Source organism: Streptomyces sp. WAC 04229, from assembly GCF_003947455.1.
Taxonomy (GTDB): domain Bacteria; phylum Actinomycetota; class Actinomycetes; order Streptomycetales; family Streptomycetaceae; genus Streptomyces.
The window spans coordinates 1-15,552 of record NZ_QHJH01000167.1; the positions used below are offsets into that span (position 1 = coordinate 1).

A 15,552-nucleotide genomic window follows, 5' to 3' on the forward strand; every position below is an offset into this window, starting at 1 on the left:
CGGGGACGGACACGGCTTGCTCCTTCGGGGGACTCCACCGTAGGCGGAGTGAGCGGAGGGGAGGACGGCGCAGGGGGTGCCGCCGGCCGCTCGGCTAATTAACCCACTGGGTAGTTAGTCGCGGTTGGGAAGGGATGTTGCGCGCAGGTTTCCCACGTGTCAAGGGGTCCCGTCGTCCCGAGGCGCCCGCGTTCAGTCCGCCGCGCGCTCCGCCGTCAGATAGGCGATCACCATGTCGCCCAGCATCGCCCGGTAGTGCTCGCGCTGGTCCGGCGCGACCAGGTCGCGCCCGAACAGGGCGCCGAAGGTGTGCCGGTTGGCGACCCGGAAGAAGCAGAAGGAGCTGATCATCGCGTGCAGGTCGACGGCGTCGACGTCGGCCGTGAAGAGGCCGGACCGCTGCCCCTCGTCCAGGATCCGGCGGATCACGTCGAGCGCCGGGGAGCCGATGCTGGCCAGCATCTCCGAGGACGCGATGTGCTCGGCGTCGTGGATGTTCTCGATGCTGACCAGGCGGATGAAGTCCGGGTGCCGCTCATGGTGGTCGAAGGTCACCTCGGCGAGGCGCCGGATGGCCGCCACCGGGTCCAGGTGGTCGACGTCGAGCTGCTGCTCGGCCTCCCGGATCACGCCGTACGCCCGCTCCAGCACGGCCGTGAACAGCTGCTCCTTGCCGCCGAAGTAGTAGTAGATCATCCGCTTGGTGGTGCGGGTGCGGGCCGCGATCTCGTCGACCCGGGCCCCGTCGTAGCCGGCCCGGGCGAACTCCCGCGTCGCCACGTCGAGGATCTCGGCCCGGGTGCGGGCGGCGTCGCGGGTGCGTGTGCCGGTTCGTGCCGGTTCGTCGACGCTGGTCATCGGATTCCTTCGGCTGCGGGCGGCTGGGGCCTGTCTGACCATTCCCGTCTGCCCCGCGACGCCATGCACGCACTCTCGCCGCACCGGGCGCAGAGCCAAGTACATCCAGTACGAGGCTCTACGCCCGGCACGCCGAGAGCACGCACCTGACGCCGCGAGGCCGCCCTCCGGGCGACGACGGGAATGGTCAGACAGGCCCCAGGGGCGGGACTTCGTGCTGGGGCGTGCCGGTGATTGTAGAAGCCTCCGCCTTCCCTCACGCCCCGCCCTCCTGCTATGACTAACGTACTGGTTCGTACATTGCTTCCTCGGGCAGCAGAGCCCGAGCCGCTCAGGAGGTCGTCCCCGGTGGCCAAGGACTCGTTTCTCGTCGGACTGATCGGTTCCGGCATCGGCCCGTCGCTCAGTCCGGCACTGCACGAGCGGGAGGCCGGCCGGCAGGGCCTGCGCTACCTGTACCGGCTGATCGACATCGACCGCCTCGGTGTCCCGCCGGAGGCGGTGGGCGACCTGGTGCGCGCGGCCCGGGACCTGGGCTTCGACGGGCTGAACATCACCCACCCGTGCAAGCAGCTCGTCATCGAGCACCTGGACGCGCTCGCCCCGCAGGCCGAGGCGCTCGGCGCGGTGAACACCGTCGTCTTCGACGACGCCGGCCGCGCGACCGGCCACAACACCGACGTCACCGGTTTCGCCGCGTCCTTCGCCCGCGGGCTGTCCGACGCGCCGCTGGAGCGGATCGTGCAGCTCGGCGCCGGCGGGGCGGGCGCGGCCGTCGCCCACGCCACGCTCACGCTGGGCGCCGGACGCGTGACCGTCGTCGACGCGCTGCCCGAACGGGCCGCCGCCCTCGCCGCCCAGCTGAACGGGCACTTCGGCGACGGGCGCGCCGCCTGCGCAGGCCCGGACGCGCTGCCCGGCCTGCTGACCGGTGCCGACGGCATCGTGCACGCGACCCCCACCGGCATGGCCGCCCACCCCGGACTGCCGCTGCCCGCCGGACTGCTGCACCCCGGGCTGTGGGTCGCCGAGGTCGTCTACCGCCCGCTGGAGACCGAGCTGCTGCGCGCCGCCCGCGCGCTGGGCTGCGCCACCCTCGACGGCGGCGGCATGGCCGTCTTCCAGGCCGTGGACGCGTTCCGGCTGTTCACCGGGCGGGAACCCGACGCCGTGCGGATGCTCGCCGACATCACCGGCCTGGCCGGTGCCGTGGCCGCCCCCAAGTAAGGACCCGAGTAGGAAGAGGTACCGACGTGCGGACGTCCATCGCCACCGTCTCCCTCAGCGGATCCCTCACCGAGAAGCTCACGGCCGCCTCCCGGGCCGGCTTCGACGGCGTGGAGATCTTCGAGAACGACCTGCTGGCCAGCCCGCTGACCCCCGAGGAGATCCGCGCCCGCTGCGCCGACCTCGGCCTGACCATCGACCTCTACCAGCCGATGCGGGACGTCGAGGCGCTGCCCGAGGAGGAGTTCGCCCGCGCGCTGCGCCGCGCCCGGCACAAGTTCGAGCTGATGAACAGGCTCGGCACGGACACCGTCCTGGTCTGCTCCAGCGTCTCCCCGCACGCCGTGGACGACGACGACCTCGCCGCCGCGCAGCTCAGCCGGCTGGCCGACCTGGCCGGGGAGCACGGGGTGCGCGTCGCCTACGAGGCGCTCGCCTGGGGCCGCCACATCAGCACCTGGGACCACGCCTGGCACGTGGTCCGGCGCGCGGACCACCCCGCGCTCGGCACCTGCCTGGACAGCTTCCACATCCTCTCCCGCGCGCGTGACCCCAAGGACCTCGAGGGAATCGGGGACATCCCCGGCGACAAGATCTTCTTCCTCCAGCTCGCCGACGCCCCGCTGCTCGCGATGGACGTCCTGCAGTGGAGCCGCCACTACCGCTGCTTCCCCGGCCAGGGCGGCTTCGACGTCGCCGGACTGCTGCGCCACGTCCTGCGCGCCGGCTACACCGGCCCCCTGTCGCTGGAGGTCTTCAACGACGTCTTCCGGCAGTCCGAGGCCGGACCCACCGCCGTGGACGCCCGGCGCTCCCTGCTCACCCTCCAGGAGAGCGTCGGGCTCGCGGCCCCGCCCGCGCCCGCCGCCCCCACCGGGGTCGCCTTCGCCGAGCTGGTCACGCCCGACGCCGCGCCCGTCTCGGCGGTGCTCGGCGCGCTGGGCTTCGCCCGCACCGCGCGGCACCGGGGCAAACCCGTCGACCTCTGGCAGCGCGGCGGGGCCCGGGTCCTGGTCAACACCGGTCCCGCCGAACGCCGCGACGGCACCCGGCTGGCCGCCGTCGGCCTGGAGTCGCCGGACCCGCGGGGCGCGGCCCGACGCGCCGAGGCACTGCTCGCCCCCGTGCTGCCGCGCCGTCGCGCGCCGGGCGACACCCCGCTGGAGGCGGTGGCCGCTCCCGACGGCACGGAGCTGTTCTTCTGCGCCACCGGGCGCCCCGGACTGCCCGACTGGCGGGCGGACTTCGAGGACACCGGGGCCGCGGCCGGGGCCGACGCCGCGTGGCGCGTGGACCACCTCTCCCTCACCCAGCCCTGGCACCAGTTCGACGAGGCGGCGCTCTTCCACCGCGGCGTCCTCGGGCTGCGCCCGCAGGAGAGCGTGGACGTCGCCGACCCCTACGGGCTGCTGCGCAGCCGCGCCGTCAGCACGGACGACGGCGCCGTCCGGATCGTCCTGACGGTCGGCGCTGCACCCGTCGACGACACCGCGCACGCCCAGCACATCGCCCTGGCCACCGACGACGTGGTCGCCGCCGCCCGAGCCTTCCGTGCCGCCGGCGGCACGCTGCTGCCGATCCCCGCCAACTACCACGACGATCTCGCGGCCCGCTTCGAGTTCGCCGACGGCGAGCTGGAGACGTACCGGGAGCTGGGCATCCTCTACGACCGCGACGCGTACGGGGAGTTCCGGCACTGCTACACCCGCACCGTCGGCCGGGTCTTCTTCGAACTCGTCCAGCGCGACGGCGGCCACCGCGGGTACGGCGCGGCCAACGCTCCGGTACGGCTGGCCGCCCAGCATGCGGCGCGGGGGCTCACTGGCGGCTGACGGTGCGGGTCAGGCCGGTGATCACCGTCGTGGCCAGGATCCAGCCCGTGATGATCAGGACATAGGACAGGGTCTGGTACCAGTTCTCGGGCGAGAAGGCGTTCTCCTGGCCGAAGGAGATCACCGGGAGCAGCAGGTCGAGCGTGTAGAACACCGGGTTGAAGTCGGGGGCCTCCTGCGGCTTGAGCGGCGGCGGGTGGTGCAGCCCGTACGCGAGGGAGCCGACCGCCAGCAGCGACAGCAGCCAGCCGCCCGCGCGCAGCGGCCGGAAACCGTAGCCGACCGTGACGTCCTGGAGGTGTCCCCACAGGCGGCCGTACCAGGGCAGGGTGCGGCGCCGCCGTCGCTGCTTGGCGAGCTGCACCACCCGGGCCGCGTCGTCGTCGCCGATCCGGCGGTACGCGGCGGTCAACTGCTCGTAGGTGAAGGGGAGGTAGCTGTCGCCCATCTCCAGCATCGGCAGCCGCCGCTCGGCGGGCTCGTGGGGGATGAGCGACGTGTAGGTGAGGTCGTTGAGCTGGACCCAGTCCGCCACGACGTCCGGCTGCAGAAAGAGCACGTCCACCTGGGCGCGGCGCAGGTTGAGCGCGCCCCGCACCACCGGGCCCTCGCGCAGCCAGAGTTCACCGATCACGCAACTGCTGGCGCGCAGCGCGGTGCCCCCGGGGTTGGCCAGCCGGGCGTGCGACAGGTCAAGCCGGCCGGGTATCCGCGCGCCGCGCAGCTCCAGCCGGCCCCGGACCTCCGCGTGCCGCATCAGGACGTCGGCCTCGGTCGTGAGCGTCTCGGCCTGGAGGGCGGTGCCGCCCGGCCGGTCGAGTACCGCTTCGGTGAGGTTGACCGTCCCGGTCACCCGGGCCCCGTTGAGGCGTACCTCGCCCCGCGCGTGCAGGCCCGGCGCCCACAGGTCGGCCGCGAGCACCGCCTGGTTCAGCTGGAGCACCGGGCCCTCGGCGTCCGGGGCGTGGATCCGGGTGCTCTCCAGGTACACGCTGCCGGTGACCTCCGCCCCGCCGAGCCGCACCATCCCCTCGAACCGGGCGCGGGTCAGCCGCAGTACGCCGTCCACCCGCGCGGCGTGCCCGATCAGGCCGGGCAGCACGGACTCGCTCAGGTTCAGCTCGCGCAGCCGCGCCGCGTAGAACCGCGGCGCCTCGTCGAAGTGGCAGTGCCGTAACCGCACGGGGTGGCCGACCTCGGCGTACTGCAGCTCCAGGCGCCCGGTGACGCGGGCGCCGGCCAGGCTCAGCGCGGGCACCTCGCCGTCCTCCCGGGGCCCGTCGAGCAGCAGGGCGCGCAACACCGCCGCCCGCACGCTCCGTTCCGGCCCCCAGGAGGCGCCGTCGGCGGGGTCCTCGTCGTCCGCGGCGCGGAAGTCCACCTTCGTGCCCGTGGCGAACGCCCGCCAGACGCGCGCCTCGGCCGGTGTCAGGTCGTTGATCTCCATCGCGGGGACTCTGACCCGAACCGGCCGGTCGCGTCAACGTGTTGCCGGCGCGGCGCGCTACTTCTTCGACGCCTCCACGGCGTGCCCGCCGAACTGGTTGCGCAGCGCGGCGATCATCTTCATCTGCGGGGAGTCGTCCTGCCGGGACGCGAACCGCGCGAAGAGGGAGGCCGTGATCGCCGGCAGCGGCACCGCGTTGTCGATGGCGGCCTCGACGGTCCAGCGGCCCTCTCCGGAGTCGTCCGCGTAGCCGCGCAGCTTCTCCAGGTGGTGGTCCTCGTCGAGGGCGTTGACGGCCAGGTCGAGGAGCCAGGAACGGATCACGGTGCCGTCCTGCCAGGAGCGGAAGACCTCGCGGACGTTGTCCACGGAGTCGACCTTCTCCAGCAGCTCCCAGCCCTCGGCGTACGCCTGCATCATGGCGTACTCGATGCCGTTGTGGACCATCTTGGAGAAGTGCCCGGCACCGACCTTGCCGGCGTGCACGAACCCGTAGGGGCCGTCGGGCTTGAGCGCGTCGAAGATCGGCTTGAGGTCGTCGACGTGCTCCTTCTCGCCGCCGACCATCAGGGCGTAGCCGTTCTTCAGGCCCCACACCCCGCCCGAGACGCCGGCGTCGACGAAGTTGACGCCGTGCTTGGCCAGTTCCTCGGCGTGCCGCTCGTCGTCCGTCCAGCGGGAGTTGCCGCCGTCGATGACGGTGTCGCCGTGCCGGAGCAGCGTGCCCAGCTGGTCGATGACGTGCTGGGTGGCGGCGCCCGCCGGGACCATCACCCAGACCGCGCGCGGCCGGTCCAGCTGCTCGACCATGTCGACCAGGCTGTTCACGTCGGCCCGCTCGGGATTGGTGTCGTATCCGACGACGGTGTGGCCGGCGTTGCGCAGACGCTCGCGCATGTTGCCGCCCATCTTGCCGAGACCCACAAGACCGATCTGCATGTCAGTGCACTTCCTTCAGTTCGCGGTAGGCGGCCACCAGCGCGGCCGTGGACGGATCGAGGCCGGGTACGTCCGCCCCCTCGGTCAGGGCGGGTTCGACGCGCTTGGCGAGCACCTTGCCGAGTTCGACGCCCCACTGGTCGAAGGAGTCGATGTTCCAGACGGCGCCCTGTACGAACACCTTGTGCTCGTACAGCGCGATCAGCTGGCCGAGGACGGACGGGGTCAGCTCGGTGGCCAGGACGGTGGTGGTGGGGTGGTTGCCGCGGAACGTCTTGTGCGGGACCAGTTCCTCCGGCACTCCCTCGGCGCGCACCTCGTCCGGGGTCTTGCCGAAGGCGAGGGCCTGGGTCTGGGCGAAGAAGTTGGCCATCAGCAGGTCGTGCTGGGCCTTCAGCTGCTCGCTCAGCTCGCCGACCGGCCGGGCGAAGCCGATGAAGTCCGCCGGGATCAGCTTGGTGCCCTGGTGGATCAGCTGGTAGTAGGCGTGCTGCCCGTTCGTGCCGGGCGTGCCCCAGACCACCGGCCCGGTCTGCCACTCCACCTCGCCGCCCTCGCGGTCGACGGACTTGCCGTTCGACTCCATGTCGAGCTGCTGGAGGTACGCGGTGAACTTCGACAGGTAGTGCGAGTACGGCAGCACCGCGTGCGACTGCGCGTCGAGGAAGTTGCCGTACCAGACGCCCAGCAGACCGAGGAGCAGCGGCGCGTTGGCCGGGGCCTCGGCGTTGCGGAAGTGGTCGTCGACGATGCGGAAGCCGTCGAGCATCTCCCGGAAGCGGTCCGGCCCGATGGCGATCATCAGGGACAGGCCGATCGCCGAGTCGTAGGAGTACCGGCCGCCGACCCAGTCCCAGAACTCGAACATGTTGGCCGTGTCGATCCCGAACCCGGAGACCTTCTCCGCGTTGGTCGACAGCGCCACGAAGTGCTTCGCGACGGCCTTCTCGTCGCCGTCGTAGGCGTCGAGCAGCCAGGAGCGCGCCGAGGTCGCGTTCGTGATCGTCTCGATGGTCGTGAACGTCTTGGACGCCACGATGAACAGCGTCTCGGCCGGGTCCAGGTCCCGCACCGCCTCGTGCAGGTCCGCGCCGTCCACGTTGGACACGAACCGGAAGGTCAGCGAGCGGTCGGTGAAGGCCCGCAGCGCCTCGTAGGCCATCGCCGGGCCGAGGTCGGAGCCGCCGATGCCGATGTTGACGACGTTGCGGATGCGCCGGCCGCTGTGACCGGTCCACTCGCCGGAGCGCACCTTGTCGGAGAAGGCGGCCATCTTGTCGAGGACGGCGTGCACCTTCGGCACGACGTTCTCGCCGTCGACCTCGACGACCGCGTCCCGCGGGGCGCGCAGCGCGGTGTGCAGGACCGCCCGGTCCTCGGTGATGTTGATCCGCTCGCCGCGGAACATGGCGTCCCGCAGCCCGAACACGCCGGTGGCGGCGGCCAGGTCCTGGAGCAGGGCCAGCGTCTCGTCGGTGACGAGGTGCTTCGAGTAGTCGATGCGCAGGTCGCCGACGCGCACGACGTACCGCTCGGCGCGCCCCGGATCGGCGGCGAAGAGCTCGCGCAGGTCCGGTCGCGCCATGGCGTCCGTGCGGTGGTCCGCGAGCGCGGTCCACTCGGGGCGCCGGTTGAGCTTCGGGGAGTCAGACATGGACGGGGGTCTCCTTGCCGGCCTCGCCGCGCAGGGCGATGGCGTACATCTCGTCGGCGTCGAGGCGCCTGAGCTCCTCGGCGATCAGTTCGGAGGTGGCGCGCACCTTCAGTGCGAGGGAGCGCGGGGGCTGACCGGGCAGGGTCATCGTGGCGAGCGGGCCCTCCGGCCGGTCGATGACGATCTCGCCGTTCGCGGTGGAGAGCCGGACGGCCGTGACGACCGGGCCGTCGGTGACCACACGGTCGACGGTGACGCCGAGGCGCGCCTCCAGCCAGCGGGCCAGCAGCTCGGCCGCCGGGTTGTCCGCCTCGGCCTCGACGACCGCGGAGGTCACCGGCACCCGCGCCTGGTCCAGCGCGGCCGCCAGCATGGACCGCCACAGGGTCAGCCGGGTCCAGGCGAGGTCGGTGTCGCCGGGCGCGTAGCAGCGGACCCGGCGGGCGAGGACCTCCATCGGCCGCTCGACCGCGTACAGGTCGGTGATCCTGCGCTGCGCCAGCGCGCCCAGGGGGTCGCCCGCGGGGTCGTCCGGCGCCTCCACCGGCCACCACACGACGACCGGGGCGTCCGGCAGCAGCAGCGGCAGGACGACCGAGTCGGCGTGCTCGGACACCTCCCCGTACATGCGCAGCACGACGGTCTCACCGGTGCCGGCCTCGGAGCCGACCCGGACCTCGGCGTCGAGGTGGGAGCGGGTGCGGTCGCGCAGGTTGCGGGGGTGGCGCTTGATGACGACCAGGGTGCGCGAGGGGTGCTCGTGCGAGGCCTCCTCGGCCGCCTTGATCGCGTCGTAGGCGTTCTCCTCGTCGGTGACGATGACCAGCGTGAGCACCATGCCCACGGCCGGGGTGCCGATGGCCCGGCGGCCCTGGACCAGCGCCTTGTTGACCTTGCTTGCCGTGGTGTCGGTCAGGTCGATCCTCATGGCCTGCGCCAGCTCCGTCCGTCTCGTGCGAGCATCTCGTCGGCTTCCCGCGGCCCCCAGCCGCCCGAGTCGTACTGGGCGGGCCTGCCGTGCGTGTCCCAGTACTGCTCGATCGGGTCGAGGATCCGCCAGGACTCTTCCACTTCCTGGTGGCGCGGGAACAGGTTGGCGTCGCCCAGAAGGACGTCCAGGATCAGCCGTTCGTACGCCTCCGGGCTGGACTCCGTGAACGACTCGCCGTAGGCGAAGTCCATGGACACGTCCCGGATCTCCATCGACGTGCCCGGCACCTTGGAGCCGAAGCGCACCGTCATGCCCTCGTCCGGCTGGACGCGGATGACGATCGCGTTCTCGCCCAGCTCCTCCGTCGCGGTGGAGTCGAAGGGGGAGTGCGGGGCCCGCTGGAAGACGACCGCGATCTCCGTGACCCGGCGGCCCAGCCGCTTGCCGGTACGCAGGTAGAACGGGACACCCGCCCAGCGGCGGTTGTCGACGCCCAGTTTGATCGCCGCGTAGGTGTCGGTGGTGGAGGCCGGGTCGATGCCCTCCTCCTCCAGGTAGCCCGGCACCTGCGCGCCGCCCTGCCAGCCGCCCGCGTACTGGCCGCGCACGGTGTGGTCGCCGAGGTCCTCCGGCAGCCGTACCGCCTTCAGCACCTTCAGCTTCTCGGTGAGCAGCGACGCCGCGTCGAAGGAGGCGGGTTCCTCCATCGCGGTGAGCGCCATCAGCTGCAGGAGGTGGTTCTGGATGACGTCGCGGGCGGCGCCGATGCCGTCGTAGTAGCCGGCCCGGCCGCCGATGCCGATGTCCTCGGCCATCGTGATCTGCACGTGGTCGACGTAGGACCGGTTCCAGATCGGCTCGTACATCTGGTTGGCGAACCGCAGCGCCAGGATGTTCTGGACGGTCTCCTTGCCCAGGTAGTGGTCGATGCGGAAGACCTGCTCCGGGTCGAAGACCTCGTGCACCAGCGCGTTCAGGTCACGGGCGCTGTCCAGGTCGTGCCCGAACGGCTTCTCGATCACCGCGCGCCGCCAGGAGCCGTCCGGGGCGTCGGTCAGTCCGTGCTTCTTGAGCTGCTGGACGACCTTCGGGAAGAACTTCGGCGGCACCGAGAGGTAGAAGGCGTAGTTGCCGCTGGTGCCGCGGGAGGCGTCCAGCTCGGCCACGGCCTTGCGCAGCTGTTCGAACGCGTCGTCGTCGTCGAAGTCGCCGGGGATGAACCGCATGCCCTCGGAGAGCTGCTGCCAGACCTCCTCGCGGAACGGCGTCCGGGCGTGCTCCTTGACCGCGTCGTGCACGACCTCGGCGAAGTCCTGGTCCTCCCAGTCCCGGCGGGCGAAGCCGACCAGCGAGAAGCCGGGCGGCAGCAGGCCGCGGTTGGCCAGGTCGTACACGGCCGGCATCAGCTTGCGGCGCGAGAGGTCTCCGGTGACGCCGAAGATGACCAGTCCGGAGGGACCGGCGATGCGGGGGAGACGGCGGTCCTGCGGATCGCGCAGGGGGTTGCTCCAGTCGAGCGGTGCCACGGGCGTGACGGCCTTCGCGTCGGCCGCTTTCGCCTTCGCCCCCTTGGCGGCGCGGGCCGGCCCGGCCTTCTTCGCGCTCCGCGGAGCCTTGGCCGGCCCGGCCGCCTTCGCCGCTCCGGCGGCCTGGGACTCCTCGGCCTCCTCGGCATGCAGCGGTCCCGCGGCCTCCCGGGCCGTGCGGGCCTCCTTGGCTTCCTTCGTCGCCTTGGTCTCGTGGACCGTCGTAGCGGGAAGCTCCTCGCTCATTCCCCGTCAACTCCCTTGCTGTCGAGGGACTTCGTCACGGCATCGAGCAGGTCCTGCCAGGCGCTCTCGAACTTGGCCACGCCCTCCTGCTCCAACTGCTCCACCACCTCGTCGTACGAGACACCGAGCCGCTCCACGGCCGCGAGATCCGCCCGCGCCTGGGCGTACCCGCCGGTGACCGTGTCGCCCCGGACGTCGCCGTGATCGGCGGCGGCGTCCAGGGTGGCCTCCGGCATCGTGTTCACGGTGCCGGGAGCGACCAGCTCCTCCACGTACAGGGTGTCCCGGAATGCCGGGTCCTTCACCCCGGTCGACGCCCACAGGGGACGCTGGGCGTTGGCGCGGGCCCCGGCCAGCGCGGTGAAGCGGTCCCCCGCGAAGACGTTCTCGTACGCCTCGTAGGCCAGTCGCGCGTTGGCCAGTGCCGCCTTCCCCCGCAGGGCGAGGGCCTCCTCGGTGCCCAGCAGCGTCAGGCGCTTGTCGATCTCGCTGTCGACGCGGGAGACGAAGAAGGAGGCGACGGAGTGAATGCCCGCCAGGTCGAGTCCGGCCGCCCGCGCCTTCTCCAGACCGGCGAGGTAGGCGTCCATGACCTCGCCGTAGCGCTCCAGGGAGAAGATCAGCGTGACGTTGACGCTGATCCCGGCGCCGATGACCTCGGTGATCGCCGGGAGACCGGCCCTGGTCGCCGGTATCTTGATCATCACGTTGGGGCGGTCGACCAGCCAGGCCAGCTGGCGGGCCTCGGCGATCGTGGCCCGCGTGTCGTGGGCCAGGCGCGGGTCGACCTCGATGGAGACCCGGCCGTCCCGGCCGCCGGTCGCGTCGTACACCTCGCGCAGCACGTCGGCGGCGGCGCGGACGTCGGCGGTGGTCATCATGCGGACCGCCTCGTCCACGGTGACGCCTCTGGTCGCCAGGTCGGCCAGCTGCTCCTCGTAGCCCTCGCCGGAGCCGATGGCGGCCTGGAAGATCGAGGGGTTGGTGGTCACGCCGACGACGTTCTTCGTCCTGATCAGCTCGGCGAGGTTGCCGGAGTCGATCCGCCGCCGCGACAGGTCGTCCAGCCAGACGGAGACGCCCTGGTCGGCCAGGCGCTTGAGTGCTCCCGCGGTCGCGGTTGCTTCGGTCACAATGATCATCTTCTCTTTCTGCGGTCGGACCGGTGGATCCGGTCGGCTCAGCCGCGGGCGGCGGCCAGGGATTCCCTGGCGGCGGCGGCCACGTGGTCGGCGGTGAAGCCGAACTCGGCGAACAGGGTCTCGGCGTCGGCGGAGGCGCCGAAGTGCTCCAGGGAGACGATGCGGCCCGCGTCCCCCACGTACCGGTGCCAGGTCAGGCCGATCCCGGCCTCCACGGCCACCCGGGCCCGCACGGACGGCGGCAGCACGCTCTCGCGGTACGCGCGCGGCTGCTCCTCGAACCACTCGACGGACGGCATCGACACCACCCGGGTGGGCGTGCCCTCCGCCTCCAGCGCCTCCCGCGCGCAAACGGCGAGCTGGACCTCGGATCCGGTGGCGATCAGGACGACGTCCGGGGTGCCGGTGGACGCCTCGGCCAGGACGTAGCCGCCGCGCGCCGCGTCCGGGTTGGGCTCGTACACCGGCACGCCCTGGCGGGTCAGGGCGAGGCCGTGCGGGGCCGGGTGGGTGGCGTGCCGCCGGAGGATCTCGGCCCAGGCGGTCGCGGTCTCGTTGGCGTCGGCCGGGCGGACGACGTTCAGGCCGGGGATGGCGCGCAGCGCGGCGAGGTGCTCGACCGGCTGGTGGGTGGGGCCGTCCTCGCCCAGGCCGACGGAGTCGTGCGTCCACACGTAGGTCACCGGCAGCTGCATCAGCGCGGACATGCGCACCGCGTTGCGCATGTAGTCGGAGAAGACCAGGAAGGTGCCGCCGTAGACGCGGGTGTTGCCGTGCAGCGCGATGCCGTTCATCTCCGCGGCCATCGAGAACTCGCGGATGCCGAAGTGGATCGTGCGGCCGTACGGGTCGGCCTCCGGGAGGGGGTTGCCCTCGGGGAGGAAGGACGACGTCTTGTCGATCGTCGTGTTGTTCGACCCGGCCAGGTCGGCTGAGCCGCCCCACAGCTCGGGCAGCACCGGGCCGAGCGCCTGGAGCACCCTGCCGGACGCGGCGCGGGTGGCGACGGACTTGCCGGTCTCGAACACCGGCAGGGTGTCCTCCCAGCCGTCGGGCAGCCGGCCGGCGACCACGCGGTCGAACAGCTCGGCACGTTCCGGCTGCTCGCCGCGCCAGATGGCGATCCGCTTGTCCCAGGCGGCGTGTGCCTCGGCGCCCCGGTCCAGGGCCTCGCGGGTGTGGGCCAGGACCTCGTCCGCGACCTCGAATGACCGCTCCGGGTCGAAGCCGAGGACGCGCTTGGTGGCGGCGACCTCGTCCGCGCCCAGGGCGGAGCCGTGGGAGGCCTCGGTGTTCCGGGCGTTCGGGGCGGGCCAGGCGATGATCGTGCGCATGGCGATGATGGACGGGCGCCCGGTCTCGGCCCGCGCCGCGGTGAGCGCCTCGTACAGCGCGCGCACGTCGACGTCGCCGTTCTCGGCGGGCTCGACGCGGTGCACGTGCCAGCCGTAGGCGTCGTACCGCTTCAGCACGTCCTCGGAGAACGCGGTCGCCGTGTCGCCCTCGATGGAGATGTGGTTGTCGTCGTAGAGGAGGACGAGGTTGCCGAGCCGCTGGTGCCCGGCGAGCGAGGACGCCTCGGCGGAGACGCCCTCCTGGAGGTCTCCGTCGGAGACGATCGCCCAGACGGTGTGGTCGAAGGGGGACTCGCCCGCGGGCGCCCCCGGGTCGAACAGGCCGCGTTCGTAGCGGGCGGCCATCGCCATGCCGACCGCGTTGGCCACGCCCTGGCCGAGGGGTCCGGTCGTCGTCTCCACGCCCGCGGTGTGCCCGTACTCGGGGTGGCCGGGCGTCTTGGACCCGTGCGTGCGGAAGGCCCTGAGGTCGTCCAGTTCCACCTCGTACCCGGCGAGGTAGAGCTGGGTGTAGAGGGTCAGTGACGTGTGGCCGGGGGAGAGGACGAAGCGGTCACGGCCGGTCCACTCCGGATCGGCGGGGTCGTGCCGCATCACCTTCTGAAAGAGCGTGTACGCCGCCGGGGCCAGGGCCATCGCCGTGCCCGGGTGTCCGTTCCCGACCTTCTGCACCGCATCTGCCGCCAGGACGCGGGCGGTGTCGACGGCACGCCGGTCGAGTTCGGTCCATGCGAAGCGGTCCGCGCTGTCCACTGTCTGCGTGCTCATCTTCAAGAAATCCTCGATCGGAGCGAGAGAACTGGCCTGACGCGTTCAAACTTAAAAGTCTGACTTTTGAGAGGGAAGGTCGTCCTGTGCCAGCCTGTGGTGAAACTGGGACACGCCCCGGCCCCGGGGCGCACGGGCGGGACGACACGAGAAGGACATGGCGGACGAAAACAGTCAAGACGGCGGCGACGGCGACGGGATCAGAACGTTTCCCTTCCCGGTCGATCTCAGCCTCCTCGGCGTCGGTATGCAGATCGGTCCCATGGGCGCGGGCCGCACCTGGCACGCGCACGCCCCGCTGCACCGCGTCCACCGCATCGACTTCCACGTCGTCATGCTCTTCACCGGCGGCCCGGTCCGGCACATGATCGACTTCACCGAGTACGAGGCCACGGCCGGCGACCTGCTGTGGATCCGGCCCGGACAGGTCCACCGCTTCTCGCCGGACAGCGAGTACCGCGGAACCGTGCTGACCATGCAGCCCGGTTTCCTGCCGCGCGCCACCGTGGAGGCCACCGGCCTCTACCGCTACGACCTCCCCCCGCTGCTCCGCCCCGACGAGGCGCGGCTGGCCGGACTGACCGCCGCCCTCGGCCAACTGCGGCGCGAGTACGAGGACGCGACGACCCTGCCGCTCAGCCTGCACACCGCGGTGCTGCGCCACACGCTCTCCGCGTTCCTGCTCCGCCTGGCCCACCTGGCCGTCAGCTCCGCCCAGGCGGCCCGCGAGGGACGGGCGGGCACGCCGTGGGACACGACCTTCACCCTGTTCCGAGAGGCGGTCGAGCGGGGCTTCGCCACCAATCACAGCGTCAGCGCCTACGCCGACGCGCTCGGTTACTCCCGCCGCACCCTGGTCCGCGCGGTGCGCGCCGCCACCGGCGAGACGCCCAAGGGGTTCATCGACAAGCGGGTGGTCCTGGAGGCCAGACGGCTCCTCGCCCACACCGAGATGCCGATCGGCCGGGTCGGCGCGGCGGTCGGCTTCCCGGACGCGGCGAACTTCTCCAAGTTCTTCCAGCAGCACACCGACCAGACGCCGGCGGCCTTCCGCGCCGAGCAGCGCTGAGCGGCCGGCCGGCGGGCGCACGACGAAGGGGCCCCACGGTGTGTGGAGCCCCTTCGCCCTCCTGCGGGGGGCTTGTGCCGGGTTGTGGCCGGGCCGCTCGCGGCTCAGCGGCCGAAGCTGAACCAGTTCACGTTCACGAAGTCGGCGGGCTGGCCGCTGGTGAACGTCAGATACACGTCGTGGGTGCCCGTCACCGACCCGATGTTCGCCGGAACCGTGCGCCACGACTGCCAGCCGCCCGTGCTGCCCACGGCGAAGCTGCCGACCGGCGTACTGGTCCTGCTGTCCAGGCGCACCTCCACCAGACCGCTGGCACCGGCCGGAGCACCGCTCGCCACCGGGCCCTGAACTGCGTGGCCGTGCGCTACTTCGCCGCGGGCACGGGACTGTCCAGACCGAGAAAGTCCCGGCCGGGTGCGGGAGTTCAGCTCGTGAACGTCGCGAACCTCGCGAATGCGAGCAACCGCGCGGGGTGCGTCCGGCCGCGAGGAGCGCGCGGGATCCTCCCTGCCACGCCCCCCGCCGCGGCTTCCGGACGCCACCCCGGCGCCCGGGGGA

At 72.1% G+C, this 15,552-nt stretch carries 12 protein-coding genes; 3 read left to right on the forward strand and 9 right to left on the reverse strand.

From position 1 onward, the window contains the following. Positions 1 to 192: 192 nt before the first annotated feature. Complete coding sequence (locus DMH12_RS30035; RefSeq protein WP_125494574.1) at positions 193 to 858, reverse strand: TetR/AcrR family transcriptional regulator; 666 nt, start codon at positions 856 to 858, stop codon at positions 193 to 195. A 348-nt stretch (positions 859 to 1,206) separates the two neighbouring features. Here DMH12_RS30035 and DMH12_RS30045 point away from each other — a divergent pair, with 348 nt between their 5' ends. Then, complete coding sequence (locus DMH12_RS30045) at positions 1,207 to 2,085, forward strand: shikimate dehydrogenase (RefSeq protein WP_125494575.1); 879 nt, start codon at positions 1,207 to 1,209, stop codon at positions 2,083 to 2,085. Positions 2,086 to 2,111: 26 nt separating this feature from the next. Continuing rightward, complete coding sequence (locus tag DMH12_RS30050) at positions 2,112 to 3,917, forward strand: sugar phosphate isomerase/epimerase and 4-hydroxyphenylpyruvate domain-containing protein (RefSeq protein WP_125494576.1); 1,806 nt, start codon at positions 2,112 to 2,114, stop codon at positions 3,915 to 3,917. Here DMH12_RS30050 and DMH12_RS30055 read toward each other — a convergent pair. The 7 genes from DMH12_RS30055 to tkt are packed head-to-tail and all read right to left on the reverse strand — an operon-like array spanning position 3,904 to position 13,925. Next, positions 3,904 to 5,364 carry a membrane-associated oxidoreductase gene (locus tag DMH12_RS30055; protein WP_125494577.1) on the reverse strand — a complete coding sequence of 487 codons (1,461 nt, stop codon included), beginning with the start codon at positions 5,362 to 5,364 and terminating at the stop codon, positions 3,904 to 3,906. The genes DMH12_RS30050 and DMH12_RS30055 overlap by 14 nt on opposite strands. Positions 5,365 to 5,421: 57 nt before the next feature. Further along, positions 5,422 to 6,303 (reverse strand): phosphogluconate dehydrogenase (NAD(+)-dependent, decarboxylating), encoded by an 882-nt coding sequence (gnd, locus tag DMH12_RS30060; protein WP_125494578.1) that lies wholly within the window; start codon positions 6,301 to 6,303, stop codon positions 5,422 to 5,424. 1 nt (position 6,304) lies between these two features. Then, the gene (gene pgi, locus DMH12_RS30065) at positions 6,305 to 7,957 is read right to left on the reverse strand and encodes a glucose-6-phosphate isomerase (protein ID WP_125494579.1); all 1,653 of its coding nucleotides are present in this window, start codon (positions 7,955 to 7,957) and stop codon (positions 6,305 to 6,307) included. After that, positions 7,950 to 8,885: a glucose-6-phosphate dehydrogenase assembly protein OpcA gene (gene opcA, locus DMH12_RS30070; protein ID WP_125494580.1), complete on the reverse strand. Its 936-nt coding sequence runs from the start codon at positions 8,883 to 8,885 to the stop codon at positions 7,950 to 7,952. The genes pgi and opcA overlap by 8 nt, the downstream gene beginning before the upstream one ends. Next, positions 8,882 to 10,660, reverse strand: a complete 1,779-nt coding sequence (zwf, locus tag DMH12_RS30075) for a glucose-6-phosphate dehydrogenase (protein WP_125494581.1) — start codon at positions 10,658 to 10,660, stop codon at positions 8,882 to 8,884. Before zwf ends, opcA begins: the two co-directional genes overlap by 4 nt. Continuing rightward, a complete protein-coding gene (gene tal, locus DMH12_RS30080; protein ID WP_125494582.1) occupies positions 10,657 to 11,802 on the reverse strand; it encodes a transaldolase in 1,146 nt (381 codons plus the stop codon). The genes zwf and tal overlap by 4 nt, the downstream gene beginning before the upstream one ends. Before the next feature lie 38 nt (positions 11,803 to 11,840). Further along, positions 11,841 to 13,925, reverse strand: coding sequence for a transketolase (tkt, locus tag DMH12_RS30085; protein ID WP_125494583.1), 2,085 nt, complete (start codon positions 13,923 to 13,925; stop codon positions 11,841 to 11,843). Positions 13,926 to 14,082: 157 nt separating this feature from the next. Here tkt and DMH12_RS30090 point away from each other — a divergent pair, with 157 nt between their 5' ends. Next, the gene (locus tag DMH12_RS30090) at positions 14,083 to 14,994 is read left to right on the forward strand and encodes an AraC family transcriptional regulator (protein ID WP_125494584.1); all 912 of its coding nucleotides are present in this window, start codon (positions 14,083 to 14,085) and stop codon (positions 14,992 to 14,994) included. Positions 14,995 to 15,098: 104 nt separating this feature from the next. On the opposite strand, the gene DMH12_RS40560 is transcribed toward DMH12_RS30090, so the two are convergent. Continuing rightward, positions 15,099 to 15,552, reverse strand: a 454-nt coding sequence (locus tag DMH12_RS40560) for a carbohydrate-binding protein (protein WP_399189304.1), incomplete at its 5' end; no start/stop codon positions are given.

Coding starts and splice junctions, on each gene's coding strand:
- DMH12_RS30035 (WP_125494574.1), bottom strand. CDS start 858: ATGACCAGCGTCGACGAACCGGCACGAACCGGCACACGCACCCGCGAC.
- zwf (WP_125494581.1), bottom strand. CDS start 10,660: ATGAGCGAGGAGCTTCCCGCTACGACGGTCCACGAGACCAAGGCGACG.
- tkt (WP_125494583.1), bottom strand. CDS start 13,925: ATGAGCACGCAGACAGTGGACAGCGCGGACCGCTTCGCATGGACCGAA.
- opcA (WP_125494580.1), bottom strand. CDS start 8,885: ATGAGGATCGACCTGACCGACACCACGGCAAGCAAGGTCAACAAGGCG.
- tal (WP_125494582.1), bottom strand. CDS start 11,802: ATGATCATTGTGACCGAAGCAACCGCGACCGCGGGAGCACTCAAGCGC.
- gnd (WP_125494578.1), bottom strand. CDS start 6,303: ATGCAGATCGGTCTTGTGGGTCTCGGCAAGATGGGCGGCAACATGCGC.
- DMH12_RS30055 (WP_125494577.1), bottom strand. CDS start 5,364: ATGGAGATCAACGACCTGACACCGGCCGAGGCGCGCGTCTGGCGGGCG.
- pgi (WP_125494579.1), bottom strand. CDS start 7,957: ATGTCTGACTCCCCGAAGCTCAACCGGCGCCCCGAGTGGACCGCGCTC.
- DMH12_RS30090 (WP_125494584.1), top strand. CDS start 14,083: ATGGCGGACGAAAACAGTCAAGACGGCGGCGACGGCGACGGGATCAGA.